Origin of the sequence: Nocardia bhagyanarayanae (assembly GCF_006716565.1) — a bacterium.
GTDB classification, from domain to species: domain Bacteria; phylum Actinomycetota; class Actinomycetes; order Mycobacteriales; family Mycobacteriaceae; genus Nocardia; species Nocardia bhagyanarayanae.
On the sequence record NZ_VFPG01000001.1, the window covers coordinates 2,889,145 to 2,913,187 of the forward strand.

At 71.0% G+C, this 24,043-nt stretch carries 22 protein-coding genes; 11 read left to right on the forward strand and 11 right to left on the reverse strand.

The features are described from left to right. Positions 1-94 precede the first annotated feature (94 nt). The 4 genes from FB390_RS12260 (at position 95) to FB390_RS12275 (ending at position 4,198) form a co-directional block, all read left to right on the forward strand. A complete protein-coding gene (locus FB390_RS12260) occupies positions 95-2,527 on the forward strand; it encodes an AAA family ATPase (RefSeq protein WP_246123984.1) in 2,433 nt (810 codons plus the stop codon). Between the two features lie 184 nt (positions 2,528-2,711). Continuing rightward, entirely contained in the window at positions 2,712-3,107 is a 396-nt protein-coding gene (locus FB390_RS12265) for a hypothetical protein (RefSeq protein ID WP_141809063.1), read from the forward strand. Between the two features lie 367 nt (positions 3,108-3,474). Beyond that, on the forward strand, positions 3,475-3,864 hold the full coding sequence (locus tag FB390_RS12270) for a YchJ family protein (protein ID WP_141809064.1): 390 nt from the start codon (positions 3,475-3,477) through the stop codon (positions 3,862-3,864). 43 nt (positions 3,865-3,907) lie between these two features. After that, on the forward strand, positions 3,908-4,198 hold the full coding sequence (locus tag FB390_RS12275; RefSeq protein ID WP_141809065.1) for an Rdx family protein: 291 nt from the start codon (positions 3,908-3,910) through the stop codon (positions 4,196-4,198). A gap of 12 nt (positions 4,199-4,210) precedes the next feature. Here the strand turns inward: FB390_RS12275 and FB390_RS12280 are convergent, their stop codons facing one another. Further along, on the reverse strand, positions 4,211-4,435 hold the full coding sequence (locus FB390_RS12280; protein WP_141809066.1) for an FmdB family zinc ribbon protein: 225 nt from the start codon (positions 4,433-4,435) through the stop codon (positions 4,211-4,213). A gap of 152 nt (positions 4,436-4,587) precedes the next feature. Here FB390_RS12280 and FB390_RS12285 point away from each other — a divergent pair, with 152 nt between their 5' ends. After that, positions 4,588-6,159 carry a carboxylesterase/lipase family protein gene (locus FB390_RS12285; RefSeq protein ID WP_141809067.1) on the forward strand — a complete coding sequence of 524 codons (1,572 nt, stop codon included), beginning with the start codon at positions 4,588-4,590 and terminating at the stop codon, positions 6,157-6,159. Positions 6,160-6,162: 3 nt separating this feature from the next. Here FB390_RS12285 and FB390_RS12290 read toward each other — a convergent pair whose 3' ends face one another. The 3 genes from FB390_RS12290 to FB390_RS12300 form a co-directional block, all read right to left on the reverse strand. After that, the gene (locus FB390_RS12290; protein WP_141809068.1) at positions 6,163-7,476 is read right to left on the reverse strand and encodes a cytochrome P450; all 1,314 of its coding nucleotides are present in this window, start codon (positions 7,474-7,476) and stop codon (positions 6,163-6,165) included. A gap of 109 nt (positions 7,477-7,585) precedes the next feature. Further along, positions 7,586-8,308, reverse strand: coding sequence for a TIGR03089 family protein (locus FB390_RS12295; protein WP_141809069.1), 723 nt, complete (start codon positions 8,306-8,308; stop codon positions 7,586-7,588). Positions 8,309-8,323: 15 nt separating this feature from the next. Beyond that, on the reverse strand, positions 8,324-9,796 hold the full coding sequence (locus FB390_RS12300; protein ID WP_141809070.1) for an LCP family protein: 1,473 nt from the start codon (positions 9,794-9,796) through the stop codon (positions 8,324-8,326). Between the two features lie 187 nt (positions 9,797-9,983). On the opposite strand from FB390_RS12300, the gene rfbD reads away from it, so the two are divergent. The 3 genes from rfbD (at position 9,984) to manB (ending at position 12,998) form a co-directional block, all read left to right on the forward strand. Next, positions 9,984-10,850 (forward strand): dTDP-4-dehydrorhamnose reductase, encoded by an 867-nt coding sequence (gene rfbD / locus FB390_RS12305; RefSeq protein ID WP_141809071.1) that lies wholly within the window; start codon positions 9,984-9,986, stop codon positions 10,848-10,850. A gap of 133 nt (positions 10,851-10,983) precedes the next feature. Beyond that, positions 10,984-11,889 carry a glycosyltransferase family 2 protein gene (locus tag FB390_RS12310; protein WP_141809072.1) on the forward strand — a complete coding sequence of 302 codons (906 nt, stop codon included), beginning with the start codon at positions 10,984-10,986 and terminating at the stop codon, positions 11,887-11,889. 29 nt (positions 11,890-11,918) lie between these two features. Further along, positions 11,919-12,998 carry a mannose-1-phosphate guanylyltransferase gene (gene manB, locus FB390_RS12315; RefSeq protein WP_141809073.1) on the forward strand — a complete coding sequence of 360 codons (1,080 nt, stop codon included), beginning with the start codon at positions 11,919-11,921 and terminating at the stop codon, positions 12,996-12,998. A gap of 62 nt (positions 12,999-13,060) precedes the next feature. On the opposite strand, the gene FB390_RS12320 is transcribed toward manB, so the two are convergent. Both FB390_RS12320 and FB390_RS12325 read right to left on the reverse strand, forming a co-directional pair. Then, the gene (locus FB390_RS12320; protein WP_141809074.1) at positions 13,061-13,759 is read right to left on the reverse strand and encodes a response regulator; all 699 of its coding nucleotides are present in this window, start codon (positions 13,757-13,759) and stop codon (positions 13,061-13,063) included. Next, positions 13,756-15,249 carry a sensor histidine kinase gene (locus tag FB390_RS12325; RefSeq protein WP_246124281.1) on the reverse strand — a complete coding sequence of 498 codons (1,494 nt, stop codon included), beginning with the start codon at positions 15,247-15,249 and terminating at the stop codon, positions 13,756-13,758. The genes FB390_RS12320 and FB390_RS12325 overlap by 4 nt, the downstream gene beginning before the upstream one ends. Before the next feature lie 257 nt (positions 15,250-15,506). Here FB390_RS12325 and FB390_RS12330 point away from each other — a divergent pair, with 257 nt between their 5' ends. Continuing rightward, positions 15,507-16,871: a cation:dicarboxylate symporter family transporter gene (locus tag FB390_RS12330; protein ID WP_141809075.1), complete on the forward strand. Its 1,365-nt coding sequence runs from the start codon at positions 15,507-15,509 to the stop codon at positions 16,869-16,871. A 145-nt stretch (positions 16,872-17,016) separates the two neighbouring features. Here FB390_RS12330 and FB390_RS12335 read toward each other — a convergent pair whose 3' ends face one another. After that, entirely contained in the window at positions 17,017-17,139 is a 123-nt protein-coding gene (locus tag FB390_RS12335) for a DUF4287 domain-containing protein (RefSeq protein ID WP_141809076.1), read from the reverse strand. 153 nt (positions 17,140-17,292) lie between these two features. Here FB390_RS12335 and FB390_RS12340 point away from each other — a divergent pair, with 153 nt between their 5' ends. Together FB390_RS12340 and FB390_RS12345 are read left to right on the forward strand one after the other, a co-directional pair. After that, complete coding sequence (locus FB390_RS12340; protein WP_141809077.1) at positions 17,293-17,889, forward strand: TetR/AcrR family transcriptional regulator; 597 nt, start codon at positions 17,293-17,295, stop codon at positions 17,887-17,889. A 28-nt stretch (positions 17,890-17,917) separates the two neighbouring features. After that, on the forward strand, positions 17,918-19,387 hold the full coding sequence (locus tag FB390_RS12345; protein WP_141809078.1) for a phytoene desaturase family protein: 1,470 nt from the start codon (positions 17,918-17,920) through the stop codon (positions 19,385-19,387). A 108-nt stretch (positions 19,388-19,495) separates the two neighbouring features. Here the strand turns inward: FB390_RS12345 and FB390_RS12350 are convergent, their stop codons facing one another. From FB390_RS12350 to FB390_RS12365, 4 genes are all read right to left on the reverse strand, one after another. Continuing rightward, positions 19,496-20,458, reverse strand: coding sequence for a cation diffusion facilitator family transporter (locus FB390_RS12350; protein WP_141809079.1), 963 nt, complete (start codon positions 20,456-20,458; stop codon positions 19,496-19,498). 108 nt (positions 20,459-20,566) lie between these two features. Then, the gene (locus FB390_RS12355; protein WP_141809080.1) at positions 20,567-21,487 is read right to left on the reverse strand and encodes a cation diffusion facilitator family transporter; all 921 of its coding nucleotides are present in this window, start codon (positions 21,485-21,487) and stop codon (positions 20,567-20,569) included. A gap of 84 nt (positions 21,488-21,571) precedes the next feature. Beyond that, positions 21,572-22,792: a mannose-6-phosphate isomerase, class I gene (gene manA, locus FB390_RS12360; RefSeq protein WP_141809081.1), complete on the reverse strand. Its 1,221-nt coding sequence runs from the start codon at positions 22,790-22,792 to the stop codon at positions 21,572-21,574. Continuing rightward, a complete protein-coding gene (locus FB390_RS12365) occupies positions 22,792-24,015 on the reverse strand; it encodes a tobH protein (protein WP_141809082.1) in 1,224 nt (407 codons plus the stop codon). Before FB390_RS12365 ends, manA begins: the two co-directional genes overlap by 1 nt. Between the last annotated feature and the right edge of the window lie 28 nt (positions 24,016-24,043).

Here is a 24,043-nt window from a genome sequence, read left to right on the forward strand (position 1 = left end):
TGATCGGGTAGCGTTTCGCTCAGCTTTCGACGGTTACACCGCGCGCGAATGCGGGAGGGGCGCGTCGCGGTGCGGTGTGTAGGGGGTTTTTCACGTGTGCCCGAAGCCCGCGGTCGACACGACGGCGGAGGCCGTACCGCGCCTGACCGAGGTGGTGGCGCGCCGGCTGAACGAGGACCCGTCGGTCACTCCGGACGTGGCGCACGCCGTGCTGCGCGCGCTGGGCGCCGTCGATTCCCGCGACCGGGCAGGCGAATTCGACGACTCCGGCATCTTCCTGCGCGCGATCCGGGTGCGCGGCTTCCGCGGTATCGGTCCCGAGGTGACGTTGGACGTGCCGCCCGGTCCCGGCCTCACCCTGGTGGTCGGGCGCAACGGCAGCGGCAAGTCCAGTTTCGCCGAGGCCGCCGAACTGGCGCTGACCGGAGGCAACCGCCGCTGGGAGGGTCGCTCCGCCGCGTGGCGCGAGGGCTGGCGCAACTTGCACGACGGTGACACCGCGCGCATCGAACTGGAATTGCTCACCGGCGGCGAAGATCCGGAACTGATCATCACCAAGGAGTGGTCGCCGACGGCCGAGCTGACCGACGCGCGCTGGAGCGAGCGGCGCAAGGGCGGCGCACCAGCGGAATTCGACGCCGGGCGGTGGGCGTCGGTGCTCGAGCTGTACCGCCCGTTCCTGTCCTACAGCGAACTCGGCACCCTCGTGGACGGCAAGCCGAGCGACCTGTTCGACGCGCTGCACCAACTGCTCGGCCTGGACGAACTGACCTTGGCGCAGGAGCGGATTCGCGCGCGCAGGCTCGAATTGGAACGCGCCGCACGGGATTCCCGCCAGGAGCGGATCGACCTGCTCGCGACCATGGAGACGCTGGCCGACGACCGCGCGGTGCGGATGGCGACCCTGTTGCGCCCGGCCCAACCCGACCTCACCGCAGTCGGCCGCGACATGCTCGGCACCACCGACGGCGCCGACGGCCCGGAAGGGCTGCGCGCCATCGTGCGGCTCGCGCTGCCCACCGAGGCCGAGGTGGACGCGGTCGCCACCCGTCTCGAAGCCTGCGCGGCCACGCTGGCGCGCGATTCCACCGCCGACGCCGAGGCCGATTGGCGGGTGTTGCAGCTGCTGCGCCGCGCCCGCGCGCACGCGGCGGCGAGCGGGGACTGCGCCTGCCCGGTGTGCGGGCGCGGCCGACTGGACGAGGAGTGGTCGCGGCACGCGGACGTCTCGATCGCGCGGCTCTCGGCCCGGGTCGACGCGCTCACCACCGCACGCGACGAACTACGCAACGCGGTGCGCGCCGCGCGGGCGCTGCCCGAGCACGTGCCGCCCGAACTCGACTTCGATCCGCGCAATCCGCCCACCGTCGACACCACGGCGGTGCGCAGGGCGTGGACGGAGTGGGCCGCGCTGAGCAGCGCGGAGTACTCGCCGGAACTACCGGATCGGTTGCGGTGGGCGCATACTCGCCTCGTCGACGAGCTCGAACTGGTGCAGCAGGGCACCCGCAAGGAGCTGGACCGGCTGGACGAGGTGTGGGCGCCGCTGGTGCCGCGGATCGCGGCCTGGCTGGACGGCGCGCGCGAGGTGGCGATGCGGGCGGGCGAACTGCGCACCCTCAAGCGCGCCGAGGACTGGCTCAAATCGGCCACGGCGGGTCTGCGCGACGAGCGGATGGCTCCGCTGGAGACCACGGCGCGCTGGGTCTGGCGCACCCTGCGTCAGCAGAGCAACGTGGAACTCGGCGCGATTCGGTTGCAGGGCAACGCGGGTACCGCGCGCCGGGTGCTGCTGGACGTCACCGTCGACGAAGTGGACGGCGCGGCGCTCGGCGTGATGAGCCAGGGCGAGCTGCACGCGCTCGGCCTCTCGCTGTTCCTGCCGCGGGCGACGGTGGAGGAGAGCCCTTTTCGTTTCGTCATGATCGACGACCCGGTGCAGGCCATGGACCCGGCGAAGGTGGACGGGCTGGCCAGGGTGCTGGCGTTCGTCGCGTGGACACGGCAGGTGGTGGTGTTCACCCACGACGAGCGGTTGGCCGAGGCGGTGCGCCGCATGCAACTGGACGCCTGTGTGCTGGAGGTGCAGCGGCGCGAACGGTCCGTGATCGAGGTGCGTACCTCCAGCGATCCGGTGCGCCGGTACCTGGACGACGCGCGGTCGCTGGTGCGCACCCCGCAGCTGCCGCCCGCCATCGCGGACGAACTCGTCGCGACGTGCTGCCGGTCCGCGCTGGAGGCGGCCAGCCTGGCGCGGGCGCGGCGCGAGCTGTTGGCGCGCGGGATGAACCATCGCGAGGTGGAGCGGCACATCGAGGGCGCGCAGACCACCCGAGCCATGGTCGCGCTCGCGGTGATGGGCGTGGGCTACAACGTCGACAACCTCAACAAACACCTTGCGCGCGATGGCAAATGGCTGGTGGGCGCGCTGCGCGACGTGACGGCGGGCGCGCACGTGCCGATCGATCGCGGCATGCGCGAACTGATCTCGAACACCGAGCGATTCATCGCCTGGATGGGCCGGTGAGCGAGCGCAGCGCGCCGTCGCGCGGGAGGCAGCCGAGCGGGCGCGGCGAAGTTGTGCGGGAGCGCGCGGTGTGGCCGGTCGGTAGCGAGGCCGAGTCGTGAACGAGCGGCGGCGACAACGTGACCCGCGCCGGCGTCCGCCTCCCCGATCGAACCGAGCCAAGCCGAGGGCGCCGCGACCGACGGTGGCCGAGCGGCTCGACGCGGTCGACCGCCTCCTGGACGGCGAGGTGACCGCCGCGGGCGGCGTGTGGTCGCGAGCGACGGCCTGGATCCTGAGGCTCGCGCTCGAGCAGGCGGTCGACGAGCTGTGGGCGCGCCGCGCACCGGAACTGGCGCGCTGCCCGATGCGCGCCCAACTGCTCGCGCTGCGCGTCTACGCGGGCCCGGAGACCGGCGCCCAGGTGGCCGCGGTCTGGGCGGCACTTTCCCGCGCCGCCCACCATCACGACTACGAACTCGCCCCGAGCGTCACCGAACTGCGCCGCTGGCGCGAACAGACCGCCGCCATCGCCGGCGTGCTGGCCAGGGTCGGCGACGGCGGTTCCGCCTGGGTGCGCACCGAGATCGCCCCGGACTGACGGGCAATCCATCCGGCGCTTGCGCACGGCGGATCCGCCGAGGTTCGCCGCGCGGCGGGCGATGTCGCGGCGAGGAGAACGTCGCAGCGGGGGCGCCGGCTCCCTTCGGCGGTGGGATTTCCGCCTAGGTCCGCACCGAGATGGCCCCGGAATGACGGTTGGTCGACCTGGCGCCTGCGCACGGCGGGTCCGCCGAGGTGCGCCGAGGTGCGCCGAGGTGCGAATGTCACTGCGGGTGTCGTGGCTCGCGTCCTCGGCGGCTTCCGCCTCGGTGCGGGCGAATGCCGCCGCAGGGGTGCGGCTTCGTGCGCCGTCGGTGTGGGCAGGTGGTGGAGGGCACGGTCGGCGGGCGCGGGAGAATCCGGGTATGGCTGATTCGCAACAGTGTCCGTGCCGTCGCGGGGAACCGTTCGAGGAGTGTTGCGGTCCGGCGCTTTCCGGTGCGCGTCCGGCGGCGACGGCGGAGGCGCTGATGCGTTCGCGCTATACCGCGTTCGCCGTGGGCGACGTCGATTACTTGCGGCGGTCCTGGCATTCGCGGACCAGGCCGAAGCGGCTCGAGCTGGATCCCGGGCAGCGGTGGCTGTTTCTGGAGATCGTGCGCACCGAGCGCGGCGGGCCGTTCGACGACACGGGCACCGTCGAGTTCGTCGCGCACTACCGCGCGGAGGGCGGGCGCGGCTCGCTGCACGAGGTCAGCCGGTTCGTGCGGGAGGACGGTGCGTGGGTCTACCTCGACGGTGTCATCGAGCCGTGAGCCGAAGCGCGCGCACGCCGACGCTTCGGTAGCGTCCACCCCTATGCCACGTGTTGCGATCGAGTACTGCACCCAGTGCCGCTGGCTGCTGCGAGCGAGCTGGATGGCGCAGGAGCTGCTGAGCACCTTCGCCACCGACCTGGGCGAGGTGGCGCTGATCCCCGGCACGGGCGGGGTGTTCCGGATCACCGTCGACGGCGAACAGATCTGGGAACGCAAGGCCGACGGCGGTTTCCCCGACATCGCCGTGCTCAAGCAGCGGGTACGCGATCGCGTCGCGCCCGGCCGTGACCTCGGCCACGTCGACCGGCGCGAGTCAGAGCCCTCCGACTGAGCCGCCCGGGCGTCAGCCGCAGCAACCCCCGCCGCAGCAGCCGCCACCGCTCGGCTGCGGCGCCGAGACCTGCGGCGCGTTGCCGCCGCCGCGGCCGACCGTGGCGAACGTGGTCAGCAATTTCACCGTGTCGTCGTGACCGTTCGGGCAGGACGCCGGGTCCGACGACTGGGCCATGGGGCGATTCACCTCGAAGGTGTCACCGCAGCTGCGGCACCGGAAGCTGTAATTCGGCACCGGCTCAGGGTAGCGCGGATCACGGTTGACGCGTCTGCCCCCTGGCACTCCGTGACCGCACGTACCCTCGAATTAGAGATCACGACGTGCGGACCCGGGGTGTAAGCAAACCCGCAGCGCACCGACGGGTCGTGGGCAGGAGGTGCGCGAAGATGAGCACTCAGTTCGAGACCGAACCGGGCTGGGATGTGGACGGCGCCGAGCCCATAGTCCAGACGACGTCCGGCCGGGTGCGCGGCTTCCTCGACGGACCGGTCGCCGCCTGGCGCAGCATTCCGTACGCGGCGCCCGTCACCGGCACGCGGCGGTTCCGTCCGCCGGCCCCGCCGGAGCCATGGGACGGCGTGCGGGACTGCCTGAGGTTCGGCGCGATCGCACCGCAGACGATGGGCACCATGGTGCCGGTCGATTCGGAGCTGCGGATGGGCGAGGACTGCCTGTGGCTGAACGTGTGGGCGCCGCGCGCCCGCTCCGAGGAGCCGCGCCCGGTCATGGTGTGGCTGCACGGCGGCGCCTACTGCCTCGGCACCGCGGCTCAGGCCATCTACGACGGTCGCCGACTGGCCGAGGCGGGCGACGTGATCGTGGTCGGCGTCAACTACCGGCTCGGCGCGCTGGGCTTCCTCGACCTGTCCTCGCTGTTCCACGGCTTCACGCCGAACCTCGGACTGCACGACCAACTCGCCGCGCTCGAATGGGTGCGCGACAACATCGCCGGGTTCGGCGGCGATCCGGACAACGTGACGCTGTTCGGCGAGTCCTCCGGCGCGGGCTGCGTGACGGCGCTGCTCACCGCGCCGCGGGCGGCGGGTTTGTTCCATCGCGCCATCGCGCAGAGCCCGCCCGCCACCACCGTCTTCGGTCGCGAGCGGGCGGCGATCGTGGCGCGGCGCTACCTGGAACTGCTGGGAATGTCGCCGACGCAAGCCCTCGACCTGATCGACCTGCCGATCGAGCGGGTGGTGCAGGCGGCCGGCGTGCTGCTCGACGAGATTCCGCTCAAGGAACCCGGCCGCCTCGCCGCGGCGCCGGTGGTGGACGGCGATCTGCTGCCCGGCTATCCGATCGACCGGTTCCAGCGGGGCCGCTCGCATCCGGTGCCGCTCATCGTCGGCACCAACAAGGACGAGGCCTCGCTGTTCCGGCTGTTCCGCTCGCCGATCATGCCGGTGACGCCGGACGCGGTGAACATGATGCTGCGCGACGTGGCGGCAGGTCACCCTGGGCTGTCGGCCGAGCGGATCGCCGAGATCACTTCGGCCTACCCCGATCTGGCCAAGACCCGCGGCGCGCTGGCCATGTCCACCGACGCGGCGTTCCGCATGCCCGCGCACTGGGTCGCCGACGCGCACGCGACCCACTCGATGACCTGGGCCTATCGCTTCGACCACGCCACGCCGATACTGCGCGCCGCCCGCGTCGGTGCCGGGCACGCCACCGAATTGCCGTATGTCTTCGGCAATTTCGGCACGCTGAACCACGACCCGACGTTCTGGCTCGGCGGCCGCAAACAGGCGACCGAGGTGTCGGGGCGGATGATGCGCCGCTGGCTGGCCTTCGCACGGCACGGCGTGCCCGCCGCGCTGGACGGTTCCAAGCACTGGCCACCGTACCGGCCCACGACCCGCACCACGCTGGTCATCGACACCGTCGACCGCGTGGTCGACGACCCCGACCGGGACCTGCACACCGCGTGGGGCGACCAGGCCGTCGGCTTCAGCTGAGCCTCAGACCGAGGTCGGCTCCGGCGCCTCGGCCACCGCGCGGCGGCCGAGGCGCACCGGCATCCGCTCGTAACCGTGCAGCGTGAACAGGCTCCTGCGCCGCGGCTCACCGTCCAGCCGCAGGTCGGGGAACCGCTCGAACAGCGCGCGCAGCGCGTACACGCCTTCCATGCGGGCCAAGCTGGCCCCGAGGCAGGCGTGGACGCCATTGCTGAACGAGAGGTGATCCTTGGCGTTCGGGCGGGCCACGTCGAAACGGGTCGGATCCGGGAAGACTTTCGGATCACGGTTCGCGCCGGCCAGCGAGAGCACCAGGGTGTTGCCCTCGCGCAGCTGCTTGCCGTCGAGTTCCATGTCGGCCAGCGCGGTGCGCGCGGTGGTCTGCACGGGCGAGTCGATGCGCAGCACTTCCTCGATCGCGTTCGGCCACAGCTCCGGCTCCTCGCGCAGCCTGGCGAGCTGGTCGGGATGGCTGAGCAGCTGCACGACGCCGTTGCCGATCAGGTTCACCGTGGTCTCGAAGCCCGCGCCCATCAGCAGGCTCGCGGTGGCCTTCAGCGCGTAGTCGTCCAGTTCGCCCGCGGTGACGAGGGTGCTGAGAATGTCGTCGCCGGGCTCGCGGCGCAGGCGGGCGATGTGACCGTCGAAGTAGTCGTCCATCACCTCCATCGCCCGCATGGCGCGGTGGTGCGCGCGCCAGGAGATGCCGACGTCCAGCAGCGGGGTGGCCAGGTCGCCCCAGGCCAGGAAGCGGGCGCGGTCGGAATCGGGGAAGCCGAGCATCTCGGAGATGATCGCGATCGGCACCTGCGAGGCGAACGAGGCGATCAGATCCGCCGAGCCGCCGGAGGGCAGCGCGTCGAGCAGCTCCTCGGTGACCGTCTCGACGCGGTCGCGCAGCTTGGCGATGGCGCGCGGGGTGAACGCCGAGGCCACCGGCTTGCGCATCGCCGTGTGTTCGGGCGGATCGATCACCAGCATGGAGGGCGGGTCGACCGGATTGGGCGGCATCGGTGTGCGGCCCTTGAGCAGCCGCAACGGTTTGGGGATGTCGAAGCTTTCCGGGGTGCGCACGCCGAAGCGGGGGTCACGTAGAACCGCCCGGCACAGTTCGTGGTCGAAGGTGGCCCAGGACAGCGACGTGCGCACGATCCGGCCGCGGCCGCGCAGCTCCTCGATGAGCGGATACGGATCGGCGATGCCGTCCGGACCACCCATCAGCCGCGCGAACGGATCACCGCGACGCGCCTGTGTTCGCAGGACCAACCTCGGCGTGCCCTGCTGCGATAGCCAACGGAACCAATACTGCGGCTTCATATCCCACCAACTCCATCGTTGTGCGATATGTCCACCGTACGGATTCCGGGCCGATAGTGGAACGTGCTCCGGTCGGATGCGTTCTCCAACCGGGGTAGGAGCGGCGGCGTCAGCCGACCTGGACGGTGACGCGCTCGCTCTCGATGCGGCGCTCGCGCTGACCTGGGTCCGGATTGACGACCTGCACCAGTGCGGCGCCCGCGGCCAGCACGGCGACGAAACCGTTGATCAGTTCGTCCGCGGTGTCCCACGGGGCACTCGACAGCACCCGGTCGCCCTCCGAGAAACCCTGACGCATGGCCGATTTCCGCGCTGCGGCGAGCACCTCGGCGACCTGCATGCCGTCCAGCGCGACGCCGGTGCCGCGCGGGAAGAACTGGTCGCCGTGCACGCGCACCGCGGTGGCGAAATCGGTGATGCCGACCGGGAGGTCACGGACGGGCGCGCCGAGCGGGTCCAGCGAGAGCGCGGCGACCTCGGCGACGCCGTCCGCGTCATCGATGCGGTCGGCCGTCACCAGCGCCAGATCGGCGTCCGGATCGGGACTCAGCACCACCTCGGTGCCGGCCCACCAGCAGCCGAGCAGCACGGCGGCGGTCTGCCAGTGCGCGGGCAGCAACACCGCGACCCGCGCGCCGGGGCTCAGGCCGAATTCGTCGCGGATCAGGTTGGCCGTCTTGGCCGCCCAGTTCGCCAGCGTCAGGCCGGACAGTTCGATCCGGGCGCCGGTGGCGTCGTCGTAGTAGGTGACGCGCGGGCCCGCGGGCTCGCGGGCGAGGATCGGGTCGAGCACCGCCTCGGTGAGGGTCAGTGCATGGGTCTTGTCACGCATCAGTGGCTTCACGCTTCAGTTCACGCATTTCGGTCCGTTCTGGCCTGCGTCGATCGGTGGGGCGGGCGGAACCGGCGTCGCGGTCGCCGACGTTCCGGAGAAGTCGAACACGGAGCTCGCGGCCGAGCCCGGCCCAGAATAGTCGCTCGCCAGCACGACGCTCACCGAGTCCGGTGACATCGACGGATCCGCGACCACCGTGAGCTTGCCGAGGGCTTCGGCGACCGCCTTGGCCTTCGGATCCGCGCTGTTCGCCGCGAGCACCCGGCTACCGGTGACACTTCCACCGGAATAGTTGCCCACCCGGCCCTCCTGGAAACCCTTCGCCGTCAAGGCCTGCGACACCTGACCGGCCAGACCCGCGATCCCGCCGGCGTTGAGGACGTTGACGGTGACCGTCGCGGGATCCACCGCGGGCGGTGCCGGCTCGTCGGCCTCCTCCCCGACGAGCGAGGCCACGTAGGACTTGACCGCCTTCGGCTCCACCCGGACCACGGACTCGCCGTCGCTGGTCATGCCGTTGAGATCGGCCACCGGAATGGTCTCGAACTGGACCTGGCCGCCGGAGAGATCCTGGAGTTGCTGGAGGAAAGCCACCACGTCCCAGTCCTCGTCGAGCACCACCGTGCGCCCGACCGCCTCGCTCAGCTGGCCGAGCCGGGCCGGACTGCTGAGCGTCTTGGCGCTGAGCACCTGACCGACCAGCTGGGCCATGAACACCTGCTGGCGCACGATCCGGTCCAGGTCGCCGCGCTGCAGGTCGTGGCGCTGGCGCACGAAACTCAGCGCCTGCCTGCCGTCCAGCCGCTGGCGGCCCGCTGGGAAGTCCGCGCCCGACATCCACTCGTCCACCGGATTGTTCAGGCACACCTCGACGCCGCCGACCGCGTCGGTGAGCAGCACGAAGCCGAGCAGACTGACCTCGGCGTAGTGGTCCACGGTGATGCCGGTCAGGTTGGCGACGGTCTTGATCAGCGCCTGCCGCCCCGCCTTGGTCGACTTCTGCTCGGCCTCGGCCTCCGAGACACCCTGTTCGATGAGCTTCTGCCGCTCGGTCTCCTTGGTCGCGCCGTACGCCGAATTGATCTTGCCCGAACCGATGCCGGGGATGTCGACGTAGGAATCGCGCGGCAGCGAGATGGCGGTCGCGGAGCTGCCGTCGTTGGGCACCCGGACCAGCACGATGGTGTCGGTGTTGGTGCCCACCTCGTCGCCCGCGTGCAGCATCGCGCGTTCGGCGTTGGTGAGCGGGTTGCCGTGCGCGTCGGTGCGGCTGTCCACGCCGACCAGCAGGATGTCGACCGCGCCGTCGCGGCCGCCGCCCAGGCCCAGATCGCCGATGCGCTGGATGTTGGAGATCAGCGAGTCGACGCTGTGCCAAGCGAATCCGGTGATGACGAGCACCACGGCGGCCAGCGCCGCGACGAAGGCGTGCACCGGACCCCACGAACCGTCGCCGCCCCGTGCGCCGGCTGGTCTCGACGGCATCGATATGCTCCTCCGCTGCAACTGAGCATCCTCTCGACAAGCCCCTTGTTCACCCCGACCGCCCCCGCGTCCGGCTCCCGCGGCCGATCCGTAGATCCCGCGGCCCCGGAGCCGTGGCTCAAGGCTAACCAACGGTTACCCCGCGGGACGGCACCCGCGAGTGTCACGGCGTGCCAGACTTGCGCCCGTGACCGCCGCCGTACCGCCCGCCGCCGCCGCTCGTCTCGTCGTCACCGGGGCCGGTGGACAAGTCGGCAGGGAGTTGTCGCGCCTCGCGCCGCACGCCCGCTGTTACGGCCGCGCCGACCTCGACATCACCGACGCCGACGCGGTGCGCGCCGCGATCGCCCCCGGTGACGTTGTGCTCAACTGCGCCGCGTACACCGCGGTGGACAAGGCCGAATCCGAGCCCGATGCCGCGTTCGCGGGCAACGAGACCGGCCCGGCCGTGCTCGCCGCGGTCTGCGCGACCGTCGATGCCCGGCTCATCCATCTCTCCACCGACTATGTCTTCCCGGGTACCCAGCGCGCGCCGTACGACACGGACGACCCGACCGGGCCCGCCACGGTGTACGGGCGATCCAAACTGGCGGGGGAGCGCGCAGTCCTGGAGGCGGCGCCGAATTCGCATGTGGTGCGGACGGCTTGGGTGTACAGCGGGCGCGGCGGGGATTTCGTCGCGACCATGCTGCGGCTGGAACGCGAGCGCGAGACCGTCGACGTGGTGGACGACCAGATCGGGTCGCCGACCTACGCGGCGGATCTCGCCGCGGGCCTGCTCGAGCTCGTCGCCCGGCCTGACGCCCCGCGGCTGCTGCACGCGACCAACGCGGGCGTGGCGAGCTGGTTCGACCTGGCGAGGGCGGTCTTCGCGGAGGTCGGCGCCGATCCGGAGCGGGTTCGGCCGTGCGCTTCCACGGCTTTCCCCAGACCCGCACGGCGCCCGGCCTATTCGGTGCTGTCGGACCGGGCCTGGCGGTCGGCCGGGTTGACGCCGCTGCGGGACTGGCGAGCCGCGCTGCACGACGCGTTGCGCGCCCGGGAACGACGGTGAGAACCGCTCGGCCCGTGCCCTTTTCGATGCACTCGGCGGACCGCCGCCGACGCTGCCGGAAGACCGATCGGTCTGACATCGGTCCTGCACCAGGGCACGCGCGGTCGCGGCCTTCCGACTACGCTCGCATGTTGTGAGCGCTTCCGATTCCGCGGCCCCCGGTGGCCTTGCCGTCGTCACGGTGACTTATTCGCCCGGCGAGCACCTCGAGCACTTCATCACCACCCTCGCCCACGCCACCAGCGAGAAACCGCAGGTGATCCTGGCCGACAACGGGTCGGTCGACGGTGTGCCCGAGCTGGTGGCCGAGGCCAACTCGCACGTGCGGCTATTGCGCACCGGCGGCAACATCGGGTACGGCGGCGCGATCAACCGCGCCGTGGCCGAGATCGACCCGAGCATCGAATTCGTCGTGATCGCCAACCCCGACATCCGCTGGGGCACCGATTCCATCGACAAGCTGCTCGAGGCCGCCAAGCGCTGGCCGCGGGCGGGCGCGCTCGGTCCGATGGTGCTGGAGCCGGACGGCAGCGTGTACCCGTCGGCGCGTTCGGTGCCGGGTCTGCTGGACGGCGCGGGCCACGCCATCCTGGGCACCGTGTGGCCCGGCAACCCGTGGACCCGTCGCTACCGGCAGGAGAACGAGGAGATCTCCGAGCGCACCGTCGGCTGGCTGTCGGGCTCCTGCCTGCTGGTGCGCCGCGCCGCCTTCGACTCGATCGAGGGCTTCGACTCGCGCTACTTCATGTACATGGAGGACGTCGACTTCGGCGACCGGATGGGCAAGGCGGGCTGGCACAACGTGTTCGTGCCGACGGCCGAGGTCACCCACGCCAAGGGCCACGCGGCCGGACGCCACCCCGAGGTGATGCTGCCCGCGCACCACGCCAGCGCGTACCGGTTCCAGGCCGACCGGCATCCGCACTGGTGGCAGGCGCCGCTGCGGCTCGCGTTGCGCGCCGGACTTGCGATTCGCTCCCGGATTGCGGTTCGATCTGCGCTGCGCGAGTTGGCCAGGGAACAGGGTCGACAGGCGTAGCAGCGCGGCCGACGAACAGGGGAACATTGATGGCAGGACATCCAGGCACCGACGCCGTGATTCTGGTCGGCGGCCAGGGCACGAGGTTGCGCCCGCTGACCCTTTCGGCGCCCAAGCCGATGCTGCCGACGGCGGGCCTGCCGTTCCTCACCCACCTGCTCGCCCGCATCGCCGAGGCCGGGATCACCCACGTCGTGCTGGGCACTTCCTTCAAGGCGGAGGTCTTCGAGGAGCACTTCGGCGACGGCGCGGAGCTCGGTCTCGAGCTGGAGTACGTCACCGAGACCGAACCGCTCGGCACCGGCGGCGGCATCCGCAACGTGCTGCCCAAGCTGCGTGCCGACAACGTGATGGTCTTCAACGGCGACGTGCTCGGCGGCACCGACCTCGGCGCGATCCTGGACACCCACGAGTCCACCAACGCCGATGTGACGCTGCACCTGGTGCGCGTCTCCGACCCGCGCGCGTTCGGCTGCGTGCCCACCGACGAGAACGGCCGGGTCACCGCGTTCCTGGAGAAGACCCAGGATCCGCCGACCGACCAGATCAACGCGGGCTGCTACGTCTTCCGCCGCGAGTACATCGAGAAGATCCCGTCCGGGCGTCCGGTGTCGGTGGAGCGCGAGGTCTTCCCCGCGCTGCTCGCCGAGGGCGCGCGGGTGCAGGGCCACGTCGATACGTCGTACTGGCGTGACATGGGCACCCCCGAGGACTTCGTGCGCGGCTCGGCCGACTTGGTCCGCGGCATCGCGCCCTCGCCCGCGTTGCCGGGCCAGCGCGGCGAATCCCTGGTCCACCCCGGCGCGGGCGTCGCCCCGGGCGCGCTCCTCATCGGCGGCACCGTGGTCGGCCGCGGCGCGGAGATCGGCGCGGGCGCGCGCCTCGACGGCGCGGTGATCTTCGACGGCGCCGTCGTCGAAGCGGGCGCCACGGTGGAACGCTCCATCATCGGCTTCGGCGCCCGCATCGGCCCGCGCGCACTGGTCCGCGACGGCGTCATCGGCGACGGCGCGAACGTCGGCGCCCGCTGCGAACTGCTGCGCGGCGCACGCGTCTGGCCGGGCGTCGAGATTCCGGACGGCGGCATCCGCTTCTCCACCGACGTCTGACAGCCCCTTCACGGACCGTCCACACCACGGACGCGACCCGCTCAGGGACGTGCGCGACGGGATCAGTCGGCGCGCTTCCAGACGTAGCGGGTTTTGGGGCGGCCGGCGCGGCCGTAGTCGGAGCGGCGGACGACGAGACCGTCGTCCGCCAGTTTCTCGAGGTAGCGCCACGCGGTGATGCGGGAGACGCCGATGTCGGTCGCGGTCTCGGCCGCGGTGATGCCGTCCTCGGCGGTACGCACGATCCGCGAGATCTCCTCGAGTGTCTGCGGCGCAACGCCCTTCGGGGTGTTGGCGCGCTGATCGGGAGTGCGCAGCGCGCTGAGCGCGCGGTCGATGTCGAGCTGGGTCAGCGCGGACTCCCCCGCGGGCAGCGCGGTGCGGAACTCGCGGTAGCGCTCCAGCTTGTCGTGGAAGGCGGCGAAGGTGAACGGCTTCAACAGGTAGAGCACCACGCCGTTGGCGACGGCCGTGCGCACCATCGCCAGATCGCGCGCGGAGGTGATGGCGATGACGTCCGGACTGGGCGCCAGCCCGCTGAGCGCGGCGGCGACGTCCAAACCGCTGGTGTCGGGCAAGCCGATGTCCATCAGCACCAGGTCGACCGGTGTGCCCTCGGCGGCGGCCGCGGCGGCCGCCCGCATCGCCTCGCGTCCGGTCTGCGCGATGCCGACCGGCGTGAAGCCGGGAATGCGCTCGACGTAGGCGCGGTGCGCCTCGGCGATCAGCGGCTCGTCCTCGACGATCAACACTCGGATCACGATGCGTCCTTTCCCGAGCCGCGCGGAATCGTCACGGTCACCGCGCTTTCCGGTTCCCGGCGGGCGTCGATCGCCCCGCCGTGCCTGGCGATCACGCGGTGCACCAGCGCGAGGCCGAGCCCGTGATGATCGTCTTTGGTGGTGTAGCCGCGCTCGGCCGCGCGCGCGAAGATCTGCGCCGACATACCGGGCCCGCTGTCGGTGACGCGCAGGAACATATCCGAATCTTCCTGGCGCAGTGCGACTTCCACCCACGCGCCCGCGCTGCCCGCGGCGGCGTCGATGGCGTTGTCGATCAGGTTGCCGACCAGCGTGACCGCCTCACGCGCCGAGAGCGGCGCGATGACGTCGAGGGCGGTGTCCTCCGAGATCGTCAGCTCCACACCGCGTTCGGCGGCCTGGTTCACCTTGCCGAGCAGCAGCGCGGCCAGCGCCGGATCGCCGACCGCGCCCATCATCCGGTCGATGAGCGACTGGGAGAGCTGGAGTTCGGCGGTCGCGAATTCCACCGCCTCGCGGTGCTTGCCGAGCTCCACCATGGTGACCACCGTATGCAATCGGTTGGCCGACTCGTGCGCTTGGGCGCGCAGTGATTCGGCGAAACCGCGCACCGAGTCGAGTTCGCCCAGGACACCGCGCAATTCGGTGTGGTCGCGGATGGTCATCACGGTGCCGAGGGTGCGGCCCTGCGAGGCGACCACGTCCTGGTTGACCAGCAGGATCCGGTCGTTGGTCACGTGCATCTCGTCGCGGACCACGCCCCAGCTCATGCGCCGCAACGAGATCGGCAGATCCGCGCGGTGCACGTCGCCCTCCGGCAGATCGAGCAGCCGCCGCGCCTCGTCGTTGACGACCTCGGCCCGCTCGCCCGAGCCGAAGACCACCAGGCCCTCGTGGATCGAATGCAGCACCGCGTCGTGGTGTTCGTACATGACGCGCAACTCGTGCGGCGCGAGGCCGTGCGTCTGGCGGCGCAACCGGCGGCTCAGCAGGAACGAGCCGAGCGCGGCCACGACCAGACCCGCGCCCGCCACACCGAGAATCTTCGGCAGCTGCCCGGCGACCTGATCGCCGATGCGCGCCCGGGTGACGCCCGCCGACACCAGCGCCACGATCCGGTCGCCGTCGTACACCGGAGTCACCGCGCGGATGGACGGCCCGAGCGTGCCGGTGAACGTCTCGGTGAACGTCTCCCCGGCCAGCGCCCTGTCGATGTTGCCGCTGAACGGCTGGCCGATGCGTTCGGGATTGGTGTGGGTGTACCGCGTCCGGTCCGGCGCCATCACCACGATGAAGTCCATCCTGGTCTGCAACCGGATCCGTTCGGTCACCGGTTGCAGTTGCGCGCTGGGATCGGCGGACAGCACCGCCGCGCGGGTGGACGGCGCCTGCGCCACACTCACGGCCACGTCGGTGACTTCGTGCTCGGTCGTCACGTCGCTGGTGTGTCTGGCGTCGAGCACCGCGAGCACCGCGGCGCCGGCGATCATCAGCGCGAGCACCACGAGTTGCAGGACGAAGGCCTGACCCGCGAGGGAGAGCCGGAGGCGGCGCGGTCGCTCGTCCCGGCGAGGCCGCGCGAGCGACCCGGACCCGGCGGCGTCTGTGAAGCGACGACGTCGCACGAGCTGACCTCCACTGAACGATATGCACCAAACAGTGACCCGCGTCACGCGGGTCGTCATCATTTTGCACACGCGGCCGGGAAGGCTCGCATTCCGGTACCACTCGGAGGACATGATTCGCCATGAGCGACACACCTCGCGCGGCTCGGCGCGACCGCACCCACTGGCTGTATCTGGCGGTCATCGCCGCGGTCGGCGCGGGCATCATCGTCGGCTGGCTCGCGCCCGACCTGGGCGTCTCGCTCGCGCCGCTCGGCACCATGTTCGTCGACCTGATCAAGATGATGATCGCCCCGGTCATCTTCTGCACCATCGTGCTCGGCATCGGTTCGGTGCGCACCGCGGCCACCGTCGGCAGGGTCGGCGGGCTCGCGCTCGGTTACTTCCTCGTCATGTCGACGATCGCGCTCGGCATCGGCCTCGTGGTCGGCAACCTGCTGGAGCCGGGCAATGGAATGAACATCGCCAAGACCGCGGGCGCGGGCGCCAAGTACGCCGATCAGGCGCACAGCGCGGGCGGCACCTGGGACTTCGTCAACGGCATCATCCCGACCACGCTGGTCTCCTCGCTGACCGCGGGCAGCGTGCTGCAGGCGCTGTTCGTCGCGCTGCTCGTCGGCTTCGCCGTGCAGGCCATGGGCAGCGCGGGCGAGCCGATCCTGCGCGCGGTGACGCTGGCGCAGAAGCTGGTGTTCCGCATCCTGTCGATGATCCTGTGGCTGGCCCCGATCGGCGCATTCGGCGCGATCGCGAACGTGGTCGGCAAGACCGGTCTGGACGCCGTGGTGCAGCTGGCCACCCTGATGATCGCGTTCTACCTGACCTGCCTGGTGTTCGTGTTCGGTGTGCTCGGCGTGCTGGTGCGGGTGGTGTCGGGTGTGTCGATCCTGAAGCTGGTCCGGTACCTGGCCCGCGAGTACCTGCTCATCGTCGGCACCTCGTCCTCGGAATCGGCGCTGCCGCGGCTGATCGCGAAGATGGAGCACCTCGGCGTCGAGCGCACCACCGTCGGTGTCGTCGTGCCCACCGGATACTCGTTCAACCTGGACGGCACCGCGATCTACCTGACCATGGCCTCGATCTTCATCGCCGACGCGATGGGCAAGCCGCTCAGCCTGCCCGAACAGCTCGGCCTGCTGCTGTTCATGATCGTCGCGTCGAAGGGCGCCGCCGGCGTCACCGGCGCGGGCCTCGCCACCCTCGCGGGCGGGTTGCAGAGCCACCGGCCCGAATTGCTCGACGGCGTCGGCCTGATCGTCGGCATCGACCGCTTCATGTCGGAGGCCCGCGCGCTGACGAACTTCTCCGGCAACGCGGTCGCGACCGTGCTGATCGGCACTTGGACCAAGACCATCGACGTCGACCAGGTCCGGCTGGTGCTCGATCGCAAGCTGCCCTTCGACGAACGCACCATGGTCGACGAGCACGGCGCGCCGGAGTCCGCCGAACCGGCCGAATCCGCCGAGATGAGCCTCGTCAAGGCCTGACACCCCGACGTCCCGGCCAACGCCGGGGCCGAGGGCGGCATCGCTCCATCCACCCCCTCCGCACGGTGCCGCCCTGGCGATCGACGAAGGGCCCGCAAACCCCGCGGGCCCTTCGTTCGTTTTCGTGCTCGGCCGTTCCCGATGTTCAGGCGACCGCCCACTTCTCCGGATTCAGGTGGTACTGGACGAGCGCGGTGGCGTGGCCGTGACCGATGCCGTGCTCGGTCTTCAAGAACTCGACCAGCGGCTTGTGCCCGGCAAACGCCACCGCGTCGCTGAACTCATCGCCGGGCGGAGGCTTGTGCCGCGGATCACACCGCGGGAACTGTCGCGTTCGCGCCCTTGGCGATCGACCGCTACCGAACCCGGGCAACGATGAACGAGCCTCGGTAGATTGTCTAGCGGTGCTAGAATTTCGGCCATGAACACCCGGACTCGTAAGGAACGCGAATTGGCCGAACGCCATCGGCGAATCATCGAGACCGCCCGCGAACTGGCCGAGTCCCAGGGCTGGGAATCGGTGACGGTGCGCAGGCTCGCCGACCGCATCGAATACAGCCAGCCGGTGCTCTACAGCCACTTCGCGGGCAAATCCGCCATCGTCACGGCCGTCGCCGAGCAGGGCTTCGCCGAGCTCGCCGCGGCGCTGCGCGCGGCGCACGCCACCGCCGAGACCCCGACCGCGGCACTGGAGTCGGTGGCGAGGGCCTACCTCGATTTCGCGGATGCCAATCCCGCGCTGTACGACGCGATGTTCCTGATGAAAACCGACCTGACCTTCGGGCCGGACGCCCCGCAGGCGCTACGCGACGGCTGGGGCGAGCTGGAGCGGATGTTCCGCCCGTTCGTCGAGGAACCCGATCTCGGTGCGCGCACGGAGGTGGCGTGGAGTTCGATCCACGGCATGGCCACCCTCGCGCGCGGCGGCCGGCTGATGCCCGAGCTGTGGGAGGCCCGGCTGCGGATACTGGTCGACGAATGGCTGGCCGGAGTCGGTGCGCCCGAGGCGCGCCGCTGACGCGTCGGGCGCAGGTAGCGTTGGTTTCATGGCTGATGTTGTGGTGGTCGGCTCGGGACCCAACGGCCTCGCCGCGGCGGTGGTGCTCGCCTCGGCGGGACTGTCGGTCGAGGTGTTCGAGGCCGAGACCAAGCCGGGTGGCGGTTCGCGTACCGCGGAGCTGACGCTGCCAGGCTTCCACCACGACGTGTGCGCGGGCGCGCACCCGATGGCCTTGGCGTCACCCTTCTTTCGCGCGTTCGATCTGGGCGCGCGCGGCGTCGAACTGCTCACTCCCGAGGTGTCCTACGCGCACCCGATGGACGGCGGCCGGGCCGGATTGGCCTGGCTGGATCTGGAGCGGACCGTCGCGGATCTCGGCCGCGACGGTGACGCGTGGCGGCGGCTGTTCGCGCCGCTCGTTCGCAAGTGGCAGGGCGTGGTCGACGTGGCCATGTCCGATATGCGCGCGCTACCCGACGATCTGCCGACCGCGGTGCGTTTCGGCCTGCGACTCGTCGAACAGGGCTCGCCGCTGTGGAACGCGCGCTTCCAGGAGGACATCGCGCCCGCACTGCTGACCGGCGTCGCGACCCACGCGATCACCTCGCCGCGCGCCTTCCCGGCGGTCGGCGCGGGCCTGCTGCTCGCCACGCTGGGCCACGCGGGCGGCTGGGTCATCCCGCGCGGCGGCAGTCAGGCCATCCCAGACGCGCTCATCGCCGAACTCGAGGATCTCGGCGGCCGGGTACACACCGGCCACCGGGTGGACTCGCTCGACGAGTTCGCCGGTGCGCGAGCCGTGCTGCTCGATCTAGCGCCCGAAGGCCTGCTCCGCCTGGCCGCCGACCGGCTGCCCACCCGATACGCCAAGCGGCTGCGGCGGTTCCGCTACGGCGGCGCGGCGTGCAAGATCGATTTCGCGCTCTCCGGCCCGGTGCCGTGGCAGGCCGAGGGCTGCGCGCGGGCGGGCACCCTGCACCTGATCGGCAGCCGCGCCGAGGCGATGGCCGCCGAGGGCGCGGTCGCCGCGGGCCGTCACGCCGAGCGCCCGTATGTGCTCGCCATCCAGCCGGGCGTCGTCGATCCCGGCCGCGCGCCCGGCGACGCGCACACCTTCTACACCTACGCCCACGTGCCGAACGGTTCGGATCGCGATATCAGCGACGCGGTCATCGCCCAGGTGGAGCGTTTCGCGCCCGGCTTCCGCGACCTGATCCTCGCCACGAACGTGATCACCGCCGCCGAGCAACCCGCGCACAACGCCAACTACGTGGGCGGCGACATTTCCGCGGGCGCGATGACGTTGCGCCAGACCGCCTTCCGCCCGGCGCCGCGCTGGAACCCGTACGCCACACCGCTGCCCGGGGTCTACCTGTGCTCCGCGGCGACGCCGCCCGGTCCCGGCGTGCACGGCATGAACGGCATGCACGCCGCCCGCCACGTGCTGCGGCACGAATTCGACATCCGCACCGACCCGCTCGAACTGCTGCGCGAGCGTCAGCCGCAGCACCGCTGATATCGTCGCGCGCTCGCTTGTCGGGACCGCAGGACCGGTTCGGTGACGCGTCTCCACAATCGCTGCGTGTCGACCGCCGGCGTGATCCGGCCTTGAGCGAGCGTCCGATCAGACGGATTCCCCTTCGGGGGCGCGGCCATCCGTCGACGCGTCCGCCCCCGCTGGTCGATACAGATCCGGTTCCAGATAAATGCGATTCACCGTCGGCACGGCCGCACGCACCCGCGCCTCGGCGGCGTCGATGGCCTCGGCGATCGCGGCGATGCCGAGCCCGGGGACGATGGCGATCTTCGCGGCGACCAACAGGTCCTCGGGTCCGAGGTATTCGGTCTCCAGGTGGATGACCCGGTCGATGCGCGCGCCGTCGACCAGGTTGGCCCGGATGACCGCGTACTCCTCGGCGGTCGCGCCCTCGCCGATCAGCAGACTCTTCATCTCCACGATCAGCACGATCGCGATCGCGCCGAGCAGCGCGCCGATGGCAAGGGTGCCGATGCCGTCCCAGATGGGGTCGCCGGTGAGCATGGTCAGTCCGACACCCACGAACGCGAAGAGCAAGCCGATCAGCGCGCCGCTGTCCTCGAGCAGCACCACGGGCAGCTCCGGGTTGCGTGAGTTGCGGATGAACCTCCACCAGCTGGATGTGCCCTTGAGCGGACGGGATTCGCGCTTGGCCGTGGTGAGGCTGAAGGTTTCGAGGCCCATCGCCACCAGCAGGATGACGATGGCGACGAACGGCGAGCTGAGTTCTTCCGGATCGCGGATCTTGTGGATGCCCTCGTCGATGGCGGCGAGCGAACCGAGCGAGAACAGCACGAGCGCGACGACGAACGCGTAGAAGTAGCGGTTGCGCCCGTAGCCGAAGGGGTGCAACGTATCCGGGCGCTTGGCGGCGCGGCGCTGACCGATGAGCAGCAGGAATTGGTTGGCCGTGTCGGCGATCGAGTGCATCGCCTCGGCAAGCATCGAAGAGGAGCCGGTGATCGCCCAACCGACGAATTTGGCGATGGCGATCCCGATGTCCGCGCCGAGCGCGGCGAAGATGGCTGCCCTGCTGCCACTGGCCGACATGCGCTCGACGCTACCCGGACTTTGCGGCGCGAACGCCCGCCGACACACGCGCCGGAAACGCGTGAGCACCGCTGTCCTCGGACAACGGTGCTCACGCGGAAGTGATGGCTAGACGGGCGCCGTGCGGTACAGGTCGGGCTCGACGTAGATGATGCGCGCGGCGGGCACGGCGCGGCGCACCCGTGCCTCGGCGGCGTCGATGGCCGCCGCGATGGTCGCGATGTCGAGGCCCGGCGTGATCGCCACCTTGGCCGCCACCAGGATCTCCTCCGGGCCCAGGTACTGGGTCTTGAGGTGGATGACGCGGTCGATGCGCTCGCCGTCGATCAGGCTCTCCCGGATCGCCCTGTCCTCCTCGGGGGTCGCGCCCTCGCCGATCAGCAGGCTCTGCATCTCGATGATCAGGATGATCGCGATGACGCCGAGCAGCGCGCCGATGCAGAGGGTGCCGATGCCGTCCCAGATCGCGTTGTCGGTGACCATGGTCAGGCCGACGCCGAGGAAGGCGAGAATCAGACCGACCAGCGCGCCCATGTCCTCCAACAGCACCACGGGCAGCTCCGGGCTGCGCGAGTTGCGGATGAACCGCCACCAGGTGGCGCCGCCCTTGAGCGGGCGGGATTCGCGAATGGCGGTGATGAAACTGAAGGTCTCCAAGCCGATGGCGATCAACAGGATGACGATCGCGACGATCGGCGAGGTCAGTTCCTCGGGATGCTGGATCTTGTGGATGCCCTCGTAGATGGCGTAGATCGAGCCGAGCGTGAACAGCACGAGAGCCACGATGAACGAGTAGAAGTAGCGGTTGCGTCCGTAACCGAACGGGTGCAGCTCGTCGGCCTCCTGTTCGGCGCGACGCTGGCCGAACAGCAGCAAGCCCTGGTTGGAAGTGTCGGCCACCGAGTGCACCGCCTCGGCCAGCATCGAGGCCGAACCGGTGATCGCCGCGCCGATGAACTTCGCCACCGCGATCCCCGCGTTCGCCGTCAACGCGGCCAGAATCGCCTTCTTGCCACCGCCAGCAGACATGTCCTGAAGGTCCTCTCTCGTTTCGCCGATCACGGCTAACTTAGCGTGTTCGCCGATCCTCGGCCGAGTGCGCTGGCCGGCCGGTCAGCTGCCCGCGCCGAGGCAGGCGCAGAACACCTGGGCGGGTCCGTCCACCGCTTGGGCGCGAATATCGCTGTCCGCGGCCGAGATCCAGGCCGCGCCGCCGCGCCCGACGAGCAGCTCCGCGCCGTCCTGGAGCAGCCGCACGGTGCCCCCCGTGCACAGCACGATGCCCGGCCCCGCCGAGGTGAGCGGCACCTGTCCGGAACCCGCGGTGAGATCGAAGCGGCGCAGCGCGAATTCCGGCGCGGGCGTGCGATACCGCACCGAGCCGTCGCCCGCCGGTTCCGGCAGCACGACGGGCAGATCGATCGGCTCGAAATCCAGGACCCGCAACAGTTCCGGCACGTCGACGTGCTTGGGCGTCAACCCGCCGCGCAGCACGTTGTCGGAGTTGGCCATGATCTCCACGCCGAGCCCGCGCAGGTAGGCGTGCAGGTTCCCGGCGTCGAGGAACAGTCCCTGGCCCGGCTCCAGCGTCACCCGGTTCAGCAGCAGCGCGGCCAGCACGCCCGCGTCGCCGGGATAGGCCTCGGCGAGTTCGAGCGCGGTGCGCGCCTCGAGGGTGAAGGCCCGCTTGCCCTTCCCGGACAGATACCGCACGCAGCCGTCCAGCACCGCGGGCAGCAGCGTGGCGAGCACCGGCTGCGGCAGCGTGATCCAGGTCGTGAACAGCGTTCGCAAGCCCGCCGAATCGGGCTGGGAGGCAAGCATCTCCGTGTACGAGGCCAGCTCGGGCACATCCAGCGCGCGGAACAGCTCGACGGTGCGGTGCGGTTCGCGGAACCCGGCCAGCGCCTCGAAGCGGTCCAGCGCCACCACCAGTTCCGGCTTGTGGTTCTCGTCGCGGTAGTTGCGCATGGGCGAGTCCAGCGGCACCCGCGCGCGGTTCTCCCGCTCGAAACCGGCGCGCGCCTGCGACGCCGACGGATGCGCCTGTAGCGACAGCGGCTCCTCGGCCGCCAGGATCTTCAGCAGGAACGGCAGCTTGCCACCGAATTCCGGTGCGGCCGCGCCCAGTTCGCGATGCGGGTTCGCGGCGACGAGCTCCAGCAGCGATGTGGTGCCGACCGGCGTCTTGACGTGCGCGGGATCGGCGGGATGCGCGCCGAACCAGAGTTCGGCTTCTGGGTGTGCGGAGGGGACGGGACGGCCGCACAGCTGAGCGAGCGCGGTGCGCGAACCCCATGCGTAGGAACGCAGTGCACCAACGAGTTCGTGCACTAGTAGCGTCCCCCGTCGTACTGTTCGCCGCCGAAGCCGCGGGGGGTCTCCGCGGCCGCGCCGCGCGAGCCGATCAGCCGCAGGTAGGCCGCTGCCATCTCCAAGCGCAGCGCGAGCACCGCGAGTTGCTCCAGTTCCGTGCTGCGCCCGGACCCGCCGGACTCCTCGCCGCGCGCCGGCGTCGGCGCGGCCGGATCGGTCAGGCTGTTCTGCAGCAGGTCGACGTCGGCGCTCACCAGATCGGCGTCGACCAGCCCGGATCCGGCGCCGCCGAATACCGCGACCCGGCGCCGCGCGGCGGCCTGATCGGGATCGGCGCTGAGCACGAACACCCGGATCCGCTCCACCGGCGCGGGGCCGTCGAGTTCCTCGTCGTGGAACAGCGGATCGAAGTCGGGCGCGGATTCGCCCGCGGCCTCCACCATGCGCGGATTCGCGGCGACCGCCTCGGCGAGATCGGCCGCCGTCGCGACCTTGCCCGCGGCCTGCAGGAGCACCTCGGCGCCGTGCTCGGCGAGTTCCGCGGCGGCGGGGGAGTCGCCCGCCAGTACGATGCCGCGCTGCTGCATGCGCGCGGCAAGCGTCTTGGCGGGGTTGTGGAAGACCTCGTTGTGCGGTCCGTCGCGCAGCGCCTCGGCGTCGAGCACGTCGGCCAGCTCGGTCAGGTCGGGCACGGCCGCGCCGGTGCGGGTCGGATCGACGATGCGCAGCACCGCGATCCCGGCCGCGAGGAAGCGCAGCAACCGGTTGTGGTCGAGCACCGGGACCCGTGGTTCGAGCAGCGCGGCCCGGCCGGCGGCGGCGGCGCGCAGGGGACCTTCGTGCGGCGCGGCGACGACCACCTCGGCGCCACGGCGCAGCGCGCGGTCCACCGCGTCGATCAGGCGCGGATCGCCCGCGTCGTCACCCGCGACGAGCACCACGTCCAGCGGACCCACCCAGGGCGGCAGCGCGGCGACCGACACCACCGGTAGACCCGCCCGGTCGCCGAGCGCGGCGACGAGCAGACCGGCGGCGCGCGCGGCGCGGCCGGAGCCGGAGACCAGGACCACGCTGCGCGGGCGAAGGTCGGCGAGGCGGGCGAGCGCCTGCTCGCCGATGGCCGCCGCCGTTGCGCGCACTTGGGCGCCCCCAGAAGCGGCCGAGCGCAGGGCGCCGCCACTGTCTGCCGCCTCGAGCGAAGCGGCATCGTCGAGGTCGAGCACCGGTGTTCCAGCGATCATCGGGCGTCCCACCTCCCCTCATCGCGCT

Coding starts and splice junctions, on each gene's coding strand:
- FB390_RS12270 (WP_141809064.1), top strand. CDS start 3,475: ATGGCTGATTCGCAACAGTGTCCGTGCCGTCGCGGGGAACCGTTCGAG.
- FB390_RS12275 (WP_141809065.1), top strand. CDS start 3,908: ATGCCACGTGTTGCGATCGAGTACTGCACCCAGTGCCGCTGGCTGCTG.
- FB390_RS12285 (WP_141809067.1), top strand. CDS start 4,588: ATGAGCACTCAGTTCGAGACCGAACCGGGCTGGGATGTGGACGGCGCC.
- FB390_RS12290 (WP_141809068.1), bottom strand. CDS start 7,476: ATGAAGCCGCAGTATTGGTTCCGTTGGCTATCGCAGCAGGGCACGCCG.
- FB390_RS12295 (WP_141809069.1), bottom strand. CDS start 8,308: ATGCGTGACAAGACCCATGCACTGACCCTCACCGAGGCGGTGCTCGAC.
- FB390_RS12300 (WP_141809070.1), bottom strand. CDS start 9,796: ATGCCGTCGAGACCAGCCGGCGCACGGGGCGGCGACGGTTCGTGGGGT.
- manB (WP_141809073.1), top strand. CDS start 11,919: ATGGCAGGACATCCAGGCACCGACGCCGTGATTCTGGTCGGCGGCCAG.
- FB390_RS12325 (WP_246124281.1), bottom strand. CDS start 15,249: ATGATCGCCGGCGCCGCGGTGCTCGCGGTGCTCGACGCCAGACACACC.
- FB390_RS12330 (WP_141809075.1), top strand. CDS start 15,507: ATGAGCGACACACCTCGCGCGGCTCGGCGCGACCGCACCCACTGGCTG.
- FB390_RS12340 (WP_141809077.1), top strand. CDS start 17,293: ATGAACACCCGGACTCGTAAGGAACGCGAATTGGCCGAACGCCATCGG.
- FB390_RS12345 (WP_141809078.1), top strand. CDS start 17,918: ATGGCTGATGTTGTGGTGGTCGGCTCGGGACCCAACGGCCTCGCCGCG.
- FB390_RS12350 (WP_141809079.1), bottom strand. CDS start 20,458: ATGTCGGCCAGTGGCAGCAGGGCAGCCATCTTCGCCGCGCTCGGCGCG.
- FB390_RS12355 (WP_141809080.1), bottom strand. CDS start 21,487: ATGTCTGCTGGCGGTGGCAAGAAGGCGATTCTGGCCGCGTTGACGGCG.
- FB390_RS12365 (WP_141809082.1), bottom strand. CDS start 24,015: ATGATCGCTGGAACACCGGTGCTCGACCTCGACGATGCCGCTTCGCTC.